The organism is Lysobacter stagni, from assembly GCF_030053425.1.
Classification (GTDB): Bacteria; Pseudomonadota; Gammaproteobacteria; order Xanthomonadales; family Xanthomonadaceae; genus Lysobacter_J; species Lysobacter_J stagni.
In genome coordinates, this window is sequence record NZ_JASGBI010000001.1 from 3,047,357 (window position 1) to 3,062,703 (window position 15,347).

Consider the following 15,347-nt stretch of genomic DNA (forward strand, 5'->3'; position numbering starts at 1 on the left):
ACCACACGCAAGTCCTTGACTGTTGTCACGCACTGCATCGGCGTGGGCGGCCAGCGATGGACGGCGATGTGAAGTTGCGACGGGTGGCACAAGGACGTCATGCGCGATGACGTCATCGGCACCGCTGTATCGAAGCCGCCATGCCCACGGAAGCGGAATCCACGCCTCCGACGCATCACCTCTTCCGGAAGTGCACCCTTATCTGCGAGTTGGATTCCCGCCTTCGCGGGATGACAGCCCAAAAAAGAACCCCGGCCAAGGCCGGGGTTCGTTGGTTAACGCGCCAACCGCATGGATCAGGCGCTGACCGTCTCCGCCACCTGGCGGTAGTCCTCGATCTGGTCGAAGTTCATGTAGCGGTAGATCTCGGCGCCGTTGCTGTTGATCACACCGACGTCCGCCATGTACTCCTCGCGGGTCGGGATGCGACCCAGGCGCGAGCAGATGGCGGCCAGCTCGGCCGAACCCAGGTACACGTTGGTGTTGCGACCCAGTCGGTTCGGGAAGTTGCGCGTGCTGGTGGAGAACACCGTCGCGCCTTCGCGCGCCTGCGCCTGGTTGCCCATGCACAGCGAGCAGCCCGGCATTTCCATGCGCGCGCCGGCAGTGCCGAAGGTGCCGTAGTGGCCTTCCTTGGTCAGCTCGGACGCGTCCATCTTGGTCGGCGGCGCGACCCACAGGCGGGTCGGGATGTCGCGCTTGCCTTCCAGCAGCTTCGCCGCGGCACGGAAGTGACCGATGTTGGTCATGCACGAACCGATGAACACCTCGTCGATCTTCGCACCGGCAACGTCGGACAGCGTCTTCACGTCGTCCGGGTCGTTCGGGCAGGCCAGGATCGGCTCGACGATCTCGTTGAGGTCGATCTCGATGACCGCGGCGTACTCGGCATCGGCATCGCCTTCCAGCAGCTGCGGGTTGGCCAGCCACGCTTCCATCGCCTTGATGCGGCGCGCCAGCGAGCGCGGGTCGGCATACCCTTCCGCGATCATCCACTTCAGCAGCGTGATGTTGCTGGTGATGTACTCGATGATCGGCGCCTTGTCCAAATGGACCGTGCAGCCGGCAGCCGAGCGTTCGGCCGAGGCGTCGGAGAGTTCGAACGCCTGCTCCACCTTGAGGTGCGGCAGACCTTCGATCTCGAGGATGCGACCGGAGAAGATGTTCTTCTTGCCCTGCTTGGCGACCGTCAGCAGGCCCTGCTTGATCGCGGCCAGCGGGATCGCGTTGACCAGGTCACGCAGGGTCACGCCCGGCTGCATCTCGCCCTTGAAGCGGACCAGCACCGATTCCGGCATGTCCAGCGGCATCACGCCGGTGGCCGCGGCGAACGCGACCAGGCCGGAACCGGCCGGGAACGAGATGCCCACCGGGAAGCGCGTGTGCGAGTCGCCGCCGGTGCCGACGGTGTCGGGCAGCAGCATGCGGTTGAGCCAGCTGTGGATCACGCCGTCGCCCGGGCGCAGCGCGATGCCGCCACGGTTGCTGATGAAGGCCGGCAGCTCGTGGTGCGTCTTGACGTCGACGGGCTTCGGGTAAGCGGCGGTGTGGCAGAACGACTGCATGACCAGGTCGGCCGAGAAGCCCAGGCAGGCCAGGTCCTTCAGCTCGTCGCGGGTCATCGGGCCGGTGGTGTCCTGCGAACCCACCGAGGTCATCTTCGGCTCGCAGTACGTGCCCGGACGAATACCCTTGTTTTCCGGCAGGCCGCAGGCGCGACCGACCATCTTCTGCGCCAGCGAGTAACCCTTGCCGGTGTCGGCCGGGTTCTGCGGCAGGCGGAACAGCGTCGACGGGGCCAGGCCCAGCGCTTCACGCGCCTTGGCGGTGAGGCCACGGCCGACGATCAGCGGAATGCGGCCGCCGGCACGGACTTCGTCGAACAGCACATCGGACTTCACCGCGAACTCGGCGATGACCTTGCCGTCTTTCAGCGCCTTGCCGTCGTACGGACGCAGTTCGACCACGTCACCCATGTTCATCTGCGACACGTCGAGTTCGATCGGCAGCGCGCCGGCGTCTTCCATCGTGTTGTAGAAGATCGGCGCGATCTTCGAACCCAGGCACACGCCGCCGAAGCGCTTGTTCGGGATGAACGGAATGTCTTCGCCGGTGAACCACAGCACCGAGTTGGTGGCGGACTTGCGCGAAGAACCGGTGCCGACCACGTCGCCGACGTAGGCGACCAGGTGGCCCTTCTCCTTCAGCGACTCGATGAAGGCGACCGGGCCGCGCTTGCCGTCTTCTTCCGGCTCGATGCCGTCGCGCTTGTTCTTCAGCATCGCCAGCGCGTGCAGCGGGATGTCCGGGCGCGTGGTGGCGTCAGGTGCGGGCGACAGGTCGTCGGTGTTGGTCTCGCCCGTCACCTTGAAGACGGTGATGGTCATCGACTCGGGCACTTCCGGACGGCTGGTGAACCACTCGGCGTCGGCCCAGCTCTGCAGCACGGACTTCGCGTTGGCGTTGCCCTTCTCGGCCTTTTCCTGCACGTCATGGAAGGCGTCGAACATCAGCAGCGTGTGCTTGAGCGCGTTGGCGGCGACGGTGCCGACTTCGGCGTCGTCCAGCAGCTCGACCAGCGGATGGATGTTGTAGCCGCCCAGCATCGTGCCCAGCAGCTCGGTGGCGCGGGCGCGGGAGATCAGCGCGTTCTTCTCGGTGCCGAAGGCGACGGCGGCGAGGTACGAGGCCTTCACCTTGGCGGCGTCGTCGACGCCGGCCGGCACGCGATTGGTGATCAGGTCGAGCAGGAAGCCTTCCTCGCCCGCCGGCGGGTTCTTCAGCAGTTCGATGACGTCGGCGGTCTGCTGCGCGGTGAGCGGCAGCGGCGGAATACCGAGGGCGGCGCGCTCGGCAACGTGGTGGCGGTAGGCTTCCAACATGGGTTTCTCCAATGAACTGCTGACAGATATCAAGGCGCCGTCGTTCAAGTCGCTTTCGGAACGATGAGCTTGAGGCCCTTGAAGTAATCGCGGAAAAAGGCGTCGTCGCGGGTGATCAGGCCGTCGCATTGCAACAGCGCGTGCGCGCCGATCAGGAAGTCGGCGACGACGCGCTCGCGTCGTCCGCCGCGCGAGCGGAAACGTTTGTTCATGTGCCCGGCGCGCATCGCAGCGGCTTCCAGCGTGGGCTGGTAGCGGATGCCGAGCGTGGCGAGCGTCTCCATCAGGTTGACGGAGGTGTCGAGCATCGACTGCACTTCGGCGACGACCGCGTCGCACACGACCACGTCCTCGCGCGCGAGCGCATCGCCGATGCACGTCTCGGACGCCTCCGCGTAACGCGGATCGCCGATGAGGACATCGAGGAGGACGGAGGAGTCGAGAGCGATCATTCGATCGGGTCGTTCGGCGCCCGGCCGCGCGTGGCGCGCAGGGCCTCGTCGGTGGTTTCCAGGCCGTCGACCAGCTTGAACTTGCCGCGCACCTTGCGCAGCGCCTCGCTGACGTCCTTGCGCAGGATGATGCGGCCGCCGTCCAGCTCGACCTTCAGCGTGGTGCCCTTGGTCAGGCCCAGCGCATCGCGCACGGCCTTGGGCAGGGTGATCTGGCCTCGTTCGGCAACGGTGGCTTCCACGGCGGACCTCCTCGACGGACAGATTTGGTATGCGCAAATGATACATACCTTCCCGCCCATACTCCATCGTGCGTGATCCGACAGGCGCACAATGAGGGCCCGCATTCAGGATCTGGACCGTCGTCCGGTCGCCTTAACACGAGCAGCGGATAATCGATCGATCTCCGAGCCAGACTCGCCATTCAGCCAAGCACCCGCCAGGAGGCCCCCATGTCACAAGACTCCTTCCAGACCCGCCGCCAGCTCTCCATCGACGGTCGCTCGCTCACCTACTTCAGTCTTCCCGCGCTGGGCGAACGCTTCGATATCGGCCGCCTGCCCTACTCCATGAAGATCCTGCTGGAGAACCTGTTGCGCCATGAGGACGGCGGGGCGACGGTGGGCAAGGAGCACATCGAGGCCGTGGCGAAGTGGGATGCCAAGGCCGAGCCCGATACCGAGATCGCCTTCATGCCGGCACGCGTGGTCCTGCAGGACTTCACCGGCGTGCCCTGCGTGGTCGACCTGGCGGCGATGCGCGACGCAGTGACGAAGCTGGGTGGCAACCCGAAGCAGATCAATCCGCTGATTCCGTCGGAGCTGGTCATCGATCACTCCGTGCAGGTGGACGTGTTCGGCACGGCCGATGCGCTGGACCTCAACGGCAAGATCGAGTTCCAGCGCAACATGGAGCGCTACAGCTTCCTGCGCTGGGGCCAGAAAGCCTTCGACAACTTCAAGGTGGTGCCGCCCAACACCGGCATCGTCCACCAGGTGAACCTGGAAAACCTGGCGCGCGTGGTAGTCGAGCGCGACGTGGACGGCGAGAAGCTCGCCTTCCCCGACACCGTGTTCGGTACCGACAGCCATACGACGATGATCAACGGCATCGGCGTGCTCGGCTGGGGCGTGGGCGGCATCGAGGCCGAGGCCGCGATGCTGGGCCAGCCTTCCTCGATGCTGATTCCGCAGGTGGTGGGCTTCAAGCTCACCGGCGCATTGCCGGAAGGCACCACCGCGACAGACCTGGTGCTCACCGTCACGCAGATGCTGCGCAAGCTCGGTGTGGTGGGCAAATTCGTCGAGTTCTTCGGCGAGGGCCTGCAGCATCTGCCGCTGGCCGACCGCGCCACCATCGCCAACATGGCGCCGGAGTACGGCGCGACCTGCGGCATCTTCCCGATCGATGCCGAATCGCTGAACTACCTGCGCCTGTCCGGCCGCAGCGCGTCGCAGATCGCACTGGTCGAGGCATACGCCAAGGCGCAGGGCCTGTGGCACGAGCCGGGCGCTCCGGAAGCGAGCTACTCCACCACACTGGAACTGGACCTGGGCGACGTGAAGCCCTCGCTGGCAGGCCCCAAGCGCCCGCAGGACCGCGTGTTGCTCAATGACGTCAAGCAGAACTATCGCGACAACCTGGGCCCGCTCACGATCAACCGCGACAAGCGCTCGACCGCCGTTTCCGATTTCGTGGCCGAGGGCGGCGGCGCCTCGGTCGGCAACGAATCGCTGCACAAGGGCATCGCCGACATCGCCATCCACGGCGAGAACGTGCGCCTGAAGGACGGTGCGGTGGTGATCGCCGCGATCACCTCGTGCACCAACACGTCCAACCCGGCGGTGATGCTCGGCGCGGGTCTGCTGGCACGCAATGCGGCGAAGCTGGGCCTGAAGGCCAAGCCATGGGTGAAGACCTCGCTCGGCCCGGGCTCGCTGGTCGTCACCGACTACCTGCGCAAGGCCAACGTGCTGGACGACCTGGAGAAGCTGGGCTTCTTCGTCGTCGGCTACGGCTGCACCACCTGCATCGGCAACTCCGGCCCGCTGCCGACGGAAGTCAGCGCGGGCATCGCCACCGGCGACCTGGTCGTGGCCTCGGTGCTGTCGGGCAACCGCAACTTCGAGGGCCGCGTGCATCCCGAGGTGAAGATGAACTACCTGGCCTCGCCGCCGCTGGTGGTGGCCTATGCGATCGCCGGCACGGTCGACATCGACCTCAGCCGCGAACCGCTGGGCAAGTCGACCGACGGCAAGGACGTGTTCCTGAAGGACATCTGGCCCAGCAACAAGGAAATCGGCGACGTCATCTCCGCCACCGTGGGTCCGGAACTGTTCGCGCAGAACTACGCCGACGTGTTCAAGGGCGACACGCGCTGGAACACCATCGCCTCGCCGGAAGGCGAGTCGTTCGCGTGGGACGGCGCCAGCACCTACATCAAGAACCCGCCCTACTTCGACGGCATGAGCATGCAGGTCGGTTCGATCTCCGACATCCATGGCGCACGCGTGCTGGGACTGTTCGGCGATTCGATCACCACCGACCACATCTCGCCGGCCGGCAACATCAAGAAGGACTCGCCGGCGGGCCGCTTCCTCGTTTCGCGCGGCGTGCAGCCGGCCGACTTCAACAGCTACGGCAGCCGTCGCGGCAACGACGACGTGATGGTGCGCGGCACCTTCGCCAACATCCGCATCAAGAACCTGATGTTCGGCGGTGAGGAAGGCGGCAACACGCTGTACTTCAAGGACGGCGCGGCACCCGAGAAGCTGTCCATCTACGACGCGGCCATGAAGTACAAGGCCGACGGCGTGCCGCTGGTGGTGCTGGCCGGCAAGGAATACGGCACCGGCTCCTCGCGCGACTGGGCGGCCAAGGGCACCAACCTATTGGGCGTGAAGGCGGTGATCGCCGAGAGCTTCGAGCGCATCCACCGTTCCAACCTGGTCGGCATGGGCGTACTGCCGCTGCTGTTCAACGACGGCGAGAACGCACAGACGCTGGGCCTGGACGGCTCGGAAACCTTCAGCGTCACCGGCCTGCAGGACGGCCAATCCAAGCGCGCCACCGTGACCGCCACGCGCAAGGACGGCAGCACCGCCTCGTTCGTGGTCAAGGTGATGCTGCTGACGCCGAAGGAAGTCGAGTACTTCCGCCACGGCGGCATCCTGCATTACGTGCTGAGGCAGCTGGCTTCGAAGAAGGCGGACTGACTCCGGAACGGCGGAAGCCCTAACCGCTGCAAGCCCCTCTCCCACCGGGAGAGGGGTTGGGGTGAGGGTCGGCGGAGTCATTGCGTCGATGGCCGCGACATGCCACAGAGGCTAATGACCTGCGTGACGCAGAGCTTTCCCTGATTTCCGTCTACAGCCTGGCTTCCCACCGCGCGCTGATGAGCCGCCATTCGCCGTCCTGCTCGCGCCAGCCGGTTTCGACCTCGTAGAGCCTGGCCGCGTCCGGCAGCAGCTGCCCGGATCCACCCGTCATCGCGACGCTGAAGCGCGCGGTCGCGTGGCCGGGAGTCATCTGGATCGCAACCGGGCCTGTGTTCGCGCCGACATGCCCATGCCTCAGGAACAGCACCTGCGCCATGCGCCGCACCCCGTCGCGGTCCAATGCATCGGGCCCGACGAAATCGTCCGCAAGCAGATCGCGGACGCCGGCCGCGTCCTTGCGTTCCACCGCCTCATGCAGCGCATCGATGGTCTCCCGCAGGCGCTGCTCCGGCGGCGCACGGCCGCAGCCGGTGGACACCGCCACCAGCAATGCCACCGCGCCCAGGCGTTTCACCGCCCTGCCGATCTCCATTCGACGCCCCCATGCGCACGTTCCGGCGACCATCCTGCCATGCGTCCCGGGCAAGCCGCGATTCGCCTTGCCAGCCCCCGGGCCCTATGCTCCAATCCGGGGAGTACCGTACGGTGGAGCATCCCAAGAATGCGACCGACGGGCTTCGAGGAAGTTGTTCCACAAGCGATTGGAGAGGGGATCGCGATGAGTTTCGAACGTCCGTGGCTGGCCCAGTATCCAGAAAGGGTCCCGGCCGAGATCGACATGGATGAGTTTTCGTCCGTGGTCGCGGTGCTGGAAAGCGCCATTGGGAATTACCGCGACCGCCCTGCGTTCGCGAATCTGGGCAAGACCCTCACCTACGCGCAGATCGACGAGCTCAGCGCACAGTTCGCCGCCTACCTGCTGGGCGAGCTGAAGCTCAAGAAGGGCGATCGCGTCGCGATCATGATGCCCAACTGCCTGCAGTACCCCATCGCCACCTTCGGCATCCTGCGTGCCGGCCTGACGGTGGTGAATACCAATCCGATGTACACCGCGCGCGAGCTGCGCCACCAGCTGGTCGACTCGGGTGCGAGCGCCATCCTGGTGCTCGACAACTTCGCGCACACCGTGCAGGAAGTGATCGCCGACACCTCGGTGAAGCAGGTCATCACCACCGGGCTGGGCGACATGCTCGGATTCCCGAAGGGCTCGGTCGTCAACTTCGTGTTGAAGTACGTGAAGAAGATGGTGCCCGACTACGAGCTGCCGGGCGCGATCCGTTTCCGCGACGCCCTCGCCCTGGGCCAGCGCCATGCGCTGCCCGAGGTGGAGATCGCCGGCGAGGACATCGCCTTCCTGCAGTACACCGGCGGCACCACCGGCGTGGCCAAGGGCGCCATGCTGACCCACCGCAACATGGTCGCCAACATGCAGCAGGCGGCGGCGTGGGTGGGCACCAACGTGCGGCTGGGCGAAGAGACCATCATCACCGCGCTGCCGCTGTACCACATCTTCGCGCTGACGGCGAATGGCCTGGTCTTCATGAAGTTCGGTGGACTGAACTACATGATCACCAACCCGCGCGACATGAAGGGCTTCGTCAAGGAGCTCAAGAGCGTCCGCTTCACCGCCATCACCGGCGTCAATACGCTGTTCAACGGCCTGTTGAACACGCCGGGCTTCAGCGATCTGGATTTCTCCAGCCTGCACCTCACGCTGGGCGGCGGCATGGCCGTGCAGCGCGCGGTGGCCGAGCGCTGGAAGCAGGTGACCGGCGTGACCCTGGTCGAGGCCTACGGCCTCACCGAGTCCGCACCGGCGGCGTGCATCAACCCCATGGACCTGGCCGAGTACAACGGCGCCATCGGCCTGCCCATTCCGTCCACCGACGCCTGCGTCAAGGACGAGAACGGCCGCATCCTGCCGATGGGCGAAGTCGGCGAGCTGTGCATCAAGGGCCCGCAGGTCATGAAGGGCTACTGGAACCGACCGGAGGAAACCGCCGGCGCCATCGATGCCGACGGCTGGCTGCACACCGGCGACATGGCACGCATGGACGAGAAGGGTTTCTTCTACATCGTCGATCGCAAGAAGGACATGATCCTGGTGTCCGGCTTCAACGTGTATCCGAACGAAGTCGAGGACGTGATCGCGATGATGCCGGGCGTGCTGGAAGTGGCCGCGGTCGGCGTGCCGGACGACAAGTCCGGCGAGGCGGTCAAGGTGGTCATCGTCAAGAAGGATCCGTCGCTGACCGCCGAGCAGGTCAAGGCGCACGCGCGCGAGAACCTGACCGGTTACAAGCATCCGCGCTACGTCGAGTTCCGCACGGAACTGCCGAAAACCAACGTCGGCAAAATCCTGCGTCGCGAGCTGCGCGACAACCCGACCACGCACTGACGCCCCGTCCGTCGGCAAGCCCCGAAAGCCCCTCCCGACCGGAGGGGCTTTTTCTTTTCGGGCGAACAACGGGGTGTAGCATCGCCCGGGTGGGCACCCACCCCTGCCGCTCGCTGCCCACTCCCTGCCTGCGGGCGGCTGTGCCGAGGACCGCAACATGAGCATGATCGAGAAGCTTCACCGCACGCGCGCCTACCCGACCCTGCGCGTCGAATCCGACCCCGCGGGCGACAGCCATTGGATGTACATGCACAACGACCACGCTCAGGGCGCGCGGCCGTGTTTCCGCACGGAGCTCATGGACGACATGTGGAGCTTCCTCAACTCGATCACGCTGCGCGAGAACCAACGCCAGAGCGGACGCCTGCGCCATGTCGTGCTCGCCTCCTCCGCTCCCGGCGCGTTCAATCTCGGCGGCGACCTGCAACTGTTCTCGCAGCTGATCCGCGCCAACGACCGCGAACACCTGATGGCCTATGCGCGCCGCTGCGTCGATGGCGTGCACCATTTCCACAACGGCCTGGGCGGCGACGTGCGCACCATCGCACTGGTCCAGGGCGATGCGCTGGGCGGCGGCATGGAGCTGGCGCTGTCGTGCCACACCATCGTGGCCGAGGAAGACGTCGACATGGGCCTGCCGGAAGTGCTGTTCGGGCTGTTCCCGGGCATGGGCGCGTATTCGTTCCTGTGCAAGCGCGTCACGCCACAGCTGGCCGAACGCCTGATCCTGGAAGGCACGATCCTGCCGAGCCAGGAATGGCACCGCATGGGCGTTGTCGACCATCTCGTGCCCAAGGGCGAAGGCGAAGCCGCGGTGAACGACATCATCCGCCGCCAGCAGCGCGCTCCGCATGCGCATCTGGCCATGAACGCCGTGCGCGCCATCGGCCAGCCGGTCGGTTACGACGAACTGGTGGGCATCACCGAAGTCTGGGTCGACACCGCCCTGGCCCTCGGCGAGAAGGCGCTGCGGACCATGGAGCGCATCGTGCGCGCGCAGGAACGCCGGTCGGGGACGGAAGCGGCGGCCTGATCGCGGGCGAAGGTCAGTAGCAGGACACAGGGGACATCAGGGGGTGCGCTCGCTTTCATCGCGGGCGCCGCGTCGCTGTTCGCGCGCGTCGAGCGCGGCCCTGCCCTGGGCCAGGCGTTCGCGCAGTCCGGCCAGCAGCGACGTCCCGTCTCGTGCCAGTTGCCAATCCGGCAAGCGCATCAGTTCGCCACTGGTGGCGGCGAGCTTGATCAGACCGAGGTTGCTGGCCACACCCTTGAGGGCGTGGGCCTGCTCGCGGGTGCGCTCCCATTCGGCACGCGGAATGGCCGCTTCGATCTGCTGCAGACACTTGTCCGCATCGAGCAGGCACTGCGCGATGAACTCGCGCTCGAAGCTGGCGCCCATGCCCAGCCCGCCCAGTTCGTCGAGTACCGAGCTGTCGAAATGGCTGTCGGTGGCCACCGGGTCCGGACGCGTCGTAACGACAGTCGTGGCCGCGATGCGGTTGTTGGCGGCGATATCGGCCAGCGTGTCGAGCAGGCGCGTCGTCGACACCGGCTTGGACAGGAACGCACGCGCACCGGCCTGCTCGCAGGCGCGGATCGATTCGGTGGTCACGTCCGCGCTGAGGATAAGCACCGGCGTGCGACGACCGCTACCGGCCTCCATCACACGCAACTGGCGCAGCAGATCCAGACCACTCACGTCCGGCATGTGCAGGTCGGTGATCACCGCGTCGTAGTCCGACGCCGCCAGCGCGTTGAGCACTTCCTCGCCGCCTTCCACGCAGGTCGCGCGGTGACCGGCCTTCTGCAGCAGGCGCTGCAGCACCATGCGGTTGGCGATGTGGTCGTCCGCGACCAGGATCGACAGGCTGCGCACGCGTGCGCGATGACGCAGGAACGGATCGGTGAACGCAATGACGTTCTGCGGCGCATCGCCACCCGCGGCGAGGCCGCCGGTCGGTACGGCCACCGGTTCCGGCAGGGCTTCGCGCGCACGCTCGAACGGCAGCTCCACCCAGAAGCGGCTGCCGCGCGGCTCGCTGCTTTCGAAACCGATGCTGCCGCCCATGGCTTCGGCCAGGCCCTTGGCGATCGTGGTGCCCAGGCCCGTGCCACCGTAGCGGCGCGCCAGGCTGACGTCGGCCTGCTCGAACGCCTCGAACAAACGTTCGCGCATCGCCAGCGGCACGCCGATGCCGGTGTCGGTCACGGCAAAACGCAGGCGCACGCGCCCGCTGTCCTGCTCTTCCACGGTGACATCCAGACGCACCGAACCTTCGTCGGTGAACTTCACCGCGTTACCGGCCAGATTGATCAGGATCTGGCGCAGGTGCACGACGTCGCCGCGCACCAGCTCCGGCACGCCGGCAGCGATATTGGCCACGTACTGCAGGCGCTTGGTGCGCGCCTGTGGTTGCAGGATCAGCCCGATGCTGTCGACCAGTTCGCGCGGACTGAAGTCGACGTGATCGAGCTTGAGCTTGCCGGCCTCGATCGCGGAGATGTCGAGCACGTCCTCCACCAGCGACAGCAGGCTGCGCATGGAGGCCTGGATCGTGTTGACGCACTCACGCTGCTCGGCGTCCAGGCGCGTGGTCGCCAACAGCTCGGACATGCCGGCCAGGCCGTTGAGCGGAGTGCGGAACTCGTGGCTCATGTTGGCCAGGAACCGGCTCTTGGCCTCGTTCGCGCGGCGCGCTTCCTCGGTCGCGGTGACCAGCGCGCGCAACAGGCCCGACAGGTACAACGGAATCGCGGCAAGGCCCAGCAGCAGGCCCACGCCGAGCACGCGGTTGGCGTGCCAGTAATCGTTGAACACGATGACCGAGCCGAAGCTCGCCAGTGCCATGCCGACTGCGCCGTACAGATACCCGTTGCCGTAGCGCAGACCGTTGCCGATGGTGACCCACATCAGGATCACGTAGACCCATGCCAGCGGCTCGCCGATGTGGATCATCGCCGCGGCCATCAGGCCGTAATCGGAGATCATGCCGATGATGCGGCGCACGTGGGATTTCGCCGGCCGCCACAGAATCCAGGCGATCAGCACCGCGCCGACGGCGAAGCCTGTCTCCACCATCAGCAGCACGTTGGAATACTGGTGCGAAGGCAGCGCACCGCTCGCGCCGCGCACGAGCATGTAGATCAGCACGACGGACAGCACCGCCAGGCGCACGAAGGCCTGGCCGTGCTCGCTGTCCGAGCGTCGCGACAACACCTTCTGCAGCTTGCCCAGGACTTCCTTCATCGGCCAACTCCTTCGGCTCACTCCAGGCCGGGACGCGCCGACACGGTCGAGAAACGGTTGCAGATGTCCTCGAGCCGTTCGCGGCTGCGGATCAGGGCGTCCACGCAGCGCGGGTCGAACAGCCGGCCCCGCTGCGCATACAGGTAACCCAGCGCCGCATCCACGTCCCAGGCCTTCTTGTACGGTCGCGGCGAGATCAGCGCGTCGAAGACGTCGGCGACCGCCACGATCCTTGCTTCCAACGGAATTTCCTCGCCGCGAAGGCCATCAGGATAGCCGCTGCCGTCGTAGCGCTCGTGATGACGCAGCGCGATCAGCGCGCCGGCCTGGATGAAACGGTTCTGGCTGCCGCTGAGCAGTTCGTAGCCGATGCGCGGATGGCGGCGCATCACCGCAGTCTCGTCCTCCGACAGCGGCCCGGTCTTCATCAGCACCGCATCGGGAATCGCGATCTTGCCGATGTCGTGCAGCGGCGCGGCCATCTCGATGACGCGCACTTCGTCCTCGAACATGCCCAGCTGTTCGGCGATCAGTCCGGCCACGTGTGCCATGCGCTCCAGGAACGCACTGGTGCCGGCGTCGCGGTATTCGATGGCGCGGGCCAGGCGCGACAGCGTCTCGCGTTCGCGCTCCTCGACCTCGTGCATGCTCGACAGCAGGCGCTGTTCCAGCGACAGCGCGCGCTGCTTCACGTTCTCGGACTGCTGGCGCAGCTGAAGCAGGTTGCGGCAGCGCGCGCGCAGTTCGCGCGGACGCACCGGCTTGACGAGGAAATCGATCACGCCCGCTTCCAGCGCGGCCTGACGCACGGGTTCGTCGCCGACGACGGTGACCAGGATGATCGGGATATCGCGGTGCAGCGGCAGGCGACGGAAGCGGCGTGCGAACTCCAGTCCGTCCAGCTGCGGCATGCGGTAATCCAGCAGCAACAGATCGGGCTGGTTCGTCTCGCACCACCCCAGCGCGGCCTCGGGATCGCCGAAGTCCGACACTCTCAGCTCGGACGAAATGTCCTCGATGATGTGGCGCAGCATCGTGCGCGCGGAAGTTTGATCATCGACGATGACTACATTCACACCGAGGGTCCGTTGAGCCGCCACCCCCCATGGTGGCCATGAGAGGAGCATACCCCGGGCCGACGGCGCTCGCAGCCGGGATCTGTGCCCCACCCTTGCTGGAATCGGCCGAATGCGCGCCGGCTTTAGCGGGGCTTCATGGCTACCGGGCGTTCAGCAGGCCACGCGGCAGTGCCGCGCAGCAATGCTCCGATGACCCTGCATTGCCATCCATGGCGTCACGCCATCGGCTTCGGGGCGCCCGGCCCGGCCATCCATGGCCCGGCGTTCGGCAGGCCACGCGGCAGTGCCGCGCAGCAATGACTTCGATGACGCTGCATTGCCATCCATGGCGTGACGCCATCGGCTTCGGGGCGCCCGGCCCGGCCATCCATGGCCCGGCGTTCGGCAGGCCACGCGGCAGTGCCGCGTCAGCGGCCTGCCTCACCCCTCGGGGCGCATGTAGGGGAACAGCAGCACGTCGCGGATCGAGGACGAGCCGGTCATCAGCATCACCAGACGGTCGATGCCGATGCCCAGGCCGCCCGTGGGCGGCAGACCGACCTCCAGGGCGCGGATGTAGTCGGCATCGAAGTGCATGGCCTCGTCGTCCCCGCCCTCCTTCGCCGCGACCTGGGCGCGGAAGCGCTCGGCCTGGTCTTCCGGATCGTTCAGCTCGGAGAACCCGTTCGCCAGCTCCTTGCCGTTGATGAACAGCTCGAAGCGGTCGGTGAGTTCCGGATCCAAGTCGTTGGCACGGGCCAGCGGGCTGACCTCGACCGGGTGGTCGATGATGAAGGTCGGCTGGATCAGCGTGTGCTCGACGGTCTTCTCGAAGATCTCCAGCAGCAGCTTGCCCCAGCCGTAGGCCGGCTTCACCGCGCAGCCCAGGCGCTTGCAGTGCGCGCGCATCTTCTCGACGTCGCGCAGATCTTCGCGGGCGATTTCCGGGTTGTGCTCCAGCACCGCGTCGGTCATCGACCAGCGGCGGAACGCGGGGCCCAGGTCGATGTCCTGGCCATCCCAATGCATCTTCGTGGTGTTCAGCACCGCCGTCGCCGAGTCGCGGATGACGTTCTCGGTGAGGTCCATGATCTCGGTGTACGTGGCGTAGGCCTCGTACAGCTCGAGCATGGTGAATTCCGGGTTGTGGCGCGTGGACACGCCCTCGTTGCGGAAGTTGCGGTTGATCTCGTACACGCGCTCCAGTCCACCGACGACCAGGCGCTTGAGGTACAACTCCGGCGCCACGCGCAGGTACAGCTGCAGGTCCAGCGCGTTGTGGTGCGTGACGAACGGCTTGGCCGCGGCGCCGCCGGGGATGTAATGCATCATCGGCGTCTCGACTTCGAGGAAGCGCCGTGCGTCCAGCCACGCGCGCATGGCGCGGATGATCTTGGAACGCTTGACGAACACGTCGCGCGACTCGGGCGTGACGATCAGGTCGACATAACGCTGGCGATAGCGCTGCTCGACGTCGGCCATGCCGTGGAACTTGTCCGGCAGCGGACGCAGCGCCTTGGTCAGCAGGCGCAGCGAGTCGGCCTTGACCGACAGCTCGCCGGTGCGCGTGCGGGTCAGCTCGCCCTCGACCGCGACGATGTCGCCCAGGTCCAGTTCCTTGAACACCTCGTAGCTGTCGCCCAGCAGGTCCTTCTTCAGCCACAGCTGGATGCGGCCGGACTCGTCCTGGATCTGCGCGAAGCCGGCCTTGCCCATGTCGCGCTTGAGCAGCACGCGGCCGCCGAGCGCGACGCGGTGCGCCCTGCCTTCCAGCGCCTCGGCGTTCCATTGCTCTGCGTCGGCGTACTGCGCCTGCAGGTCGCCGGCGTAGTCGGCGCGGCGGAAGTCGTTGGGGAACGCGATGCCCTGCCCGCGCAGCGCCGTGAGTTTGGCGCGACGCTCGGCGATCAGGAAGTTCTCGTCGGCGGGCGTCTGCGGAGCGGGCGTCTGGTCGGTCATGGGTCGTGAGATTGAGGAAGGGAGCGGCGTGGGGTCGTCGTTCCCGCAAGAGCGGGAACCCAGTGTCTTTCAA

The 15,347-nt window shown here is 66.5% G+C and carries 10 protein-coding genes; 3 read left to right on the forward strand and 7 right to left on the reverse strand.

The annotated features are described in order from the left end of the window. Window positions 1–296: 296 nt before the first annotated feature. From acnB to QLQ15_RS14150, 3 genes are read right to left on the reverse strand one after another with little or no spacing between them, the layout of a single operon-like run. Window positions 297–2,882: a bifunctional aconitate hydratase 2/2-methylisocitrate dehydratase gene (gene acnB / locus QLQ15_RS14140; RefSeq protein WP_283213405.1), complete on the reverse strand. Its 2,586-nt coding sequence runs from the start codon at window positions 2,880–2,882 to the stop codon at window positions 297–299. Window positions 2,883–2,926: 44 nt separating this feature from the next. After that, window positions 2,927–3,334, reverse strand: a complete 408-nt coding sequence (locus QLQ15_RS14145) for a type II toxin-antitoxin system VapC family toxin (RefSeq protein ID WP_283213406.1) — start codon at window positions 3,332–3,334, stop codon at window positions 2,927–2,929. Continuing rightward, complete coding sequence (locus QLQ15_RS14150) at window positions 3,331–3,576, reverse strand: AbrB/MazE/SpoVT family DNA-binding domain-containing protein (RefSeq protein ID WP_283213407.1); 246 nt, start codon at window positions 3,574–3,576, stop codon at window positions 3,331–3,333. Before QLQ15_RS14150 ends, QLQ15_RS14145 begins: the two co-directional genes overlap by 4 nt. Before the next feature lie 210 nt (window positions 3,577–3,786). Between QLQ15_RS14150 and acnA the strand changes: the two genes are divergently transcribed. Next, the gene (gene acnA / locus QLQ15_RS14155; RefSeq protein ID WP_283213408.1) at window positions 3,787–6,549 is read left to right on the forward strand and encodes an aconitate hydratase AcnA; all 2,763 of its coding nucleotides are present in this window, start codon (window positions 3,787–3,789) and stop codon (window positions 6,547–6,549) included. Between the two features lie 151 nt (window positions 6,550–6,700). On the opposite strand, the gene QLQ15_RS14160 is transcribed toward acnA, so the two are convergent. Beyond that, window positions 6,701–7,144 carry a YybH family protein gene (locus QLQ15_RS14160; protein WP_283213409.1) on the reverse strand — a complete coding sequence of 148 codons (444 nt, stop codon included), beginning with the start codon at window positions 7,142–7,144 and terminating at the stop codon, window positions 6,701–6,703. A 186-nt stretch (window positions 7,145–7,330) separates the two neighbouring features. Between QLQ15_RS14160 and QLQ15_RS14165 the strand changes: the two genes are divergently transcribed. Together QLQ15_RS14165 and QLQ15_RS14170 are read left to right on the forward strand one after the other, a co-directional pair. Further along, window positions 7,331–9,010 (forward strand): long-chain fatty acid--CoA ligase, encoded by a 1,680-nt coding sequence (locus QLQ15_RS14165; RefSeq protein ID WP_283213410.1) that lies wholly within the window; start codon window positions 7,331–7,333, stop codon window positions 9,008–9,010. Window positions 9,011–9,167: 157 nt separating this feature from the next. Then, entirely contained in the window at window positions 9,168–10,043 is an 876-nt protein-coding gene (locus QLQ15_RS14170) for a crotonase/enoyl-CoA hydratase family protein (RefSeq protein ID WP_283213411.1), read from the forward strand. Between the two features lie 36 nt (window positions 10,044–10,079). On the opposite strand, the gene QLQ15_RS14175 is transcribed toward QLQ15_RS14170, so the two are convergent. The 3 genes from QLQ15_RS14175 to lysS form a co-directional block, all read right to left on the reverse strand. Continuing rightward, on the reverse strand, window positions 10,080–12,257 hold the full coding sequence (locus QLQ15_RS14175) for an ATP-binding protein (protein WP_283213412.1): 2,178 nt from the start codon (window positions 12,255–12,257) through the stop codon (window positions 10,080–10,082). A 17-nt stretch (window positions 12,258–12,274) separates the two neighbouring features. Then, complete coding sequence (rpfG, locus tag QLQ15_RS14180) at window positions 12,275–13,384, reverse strand: cyclic di-GMP phosphodiesterase response regulator RpfG (protein ID WP_283213413.1); 1,110 nt, start codon at window positions 13,382–13,384, stop codon at window positions 12,275–12,277. Between the two features lie 372 nt (window positions 13,385–13,756). Continuing rightward, window positions 13,757–15,274 carry a lysine--tRNA ligase gene (lysS, locus tag QLQ15_RS14185; protein WP_283213414.1) on the reverse strand — a complete coding sequence of 506 codons (1,518 nt, stop codon included), beginning with the start codon at window positions 15,272–15,274 and terminating at the stop codon, window positions 13,757–13,759. Window positions 15,275–15,347 lie beyond the last annotated feature (73 nt).

Excerpts from the sequence above, each read along its gene's own strand:
- rpfG (WP_283213413.1), bottom strand. The coding sequence starts at position 13,384 with ATGCTCCTCTCATGGCCACCATGGGGGGTGGCGGCTCAACGGACCCTC.
- QLQ15_RS14175 (WP_283213412.1), bottom strand. The coding sequence starts at position 12,257 with ATGAAGGAAGTCCTGGGCAAGCTGCAGAAGGTGTTGTCGCGACGCTCG.
- acnB (WP_283213405.1), bottom strand. The coding sequence starts at position 2,882 with ATGTTGGAAGCCTACCGCCACCACGTTGCCGAGCGCGCCGCCCTCGGT.
- lysS (WP_283213414.1), bottom strand. The coding sequence starts at position 15,274 with ATGACCGACCAGACGCCCGCTCCGCAGACGCCCGCCGACGAGAACTTC.
- QLQ15_RS14170 (WP_283213411.1), top strand. The coding sequence starts at position 9,168 with ATGAGCATGATCGAGAAGCTTCACCGCACGCGCGCCTACCCGACCCTG.
- QLQ15_RS14145 (WP_283213406.1), bottom strand. The coding sequence starts at position 3,334 with ATGATCGCTCTCGACTCCTCCGTCCTCCTCGATGTCCTCATCGGCGAT.
- acnA (WP_283213408.1), top strand. The coding sequence starts at position 3,787 with ATGTCACAAGACTCCTTCCAGACCCGCCGCCAGCTCTCCATCGACGGT.
- QLQ15_RS14165 (WP_283213410.1), top strand. The coding sequence starts at position 7,331 with ATGAGTTTCGAACGTCCGTGGCTGGCCCAGTATCCAGAAAGGGTCCCG.
- QLQ15_RS14160 (WP_283213409.1), bottom strand. The coding sequence starts at position 7,144 with ATGGAGATCGGCAGGGCGGTGAAACGCCTGGGCGCGGTGGCATTGCTG.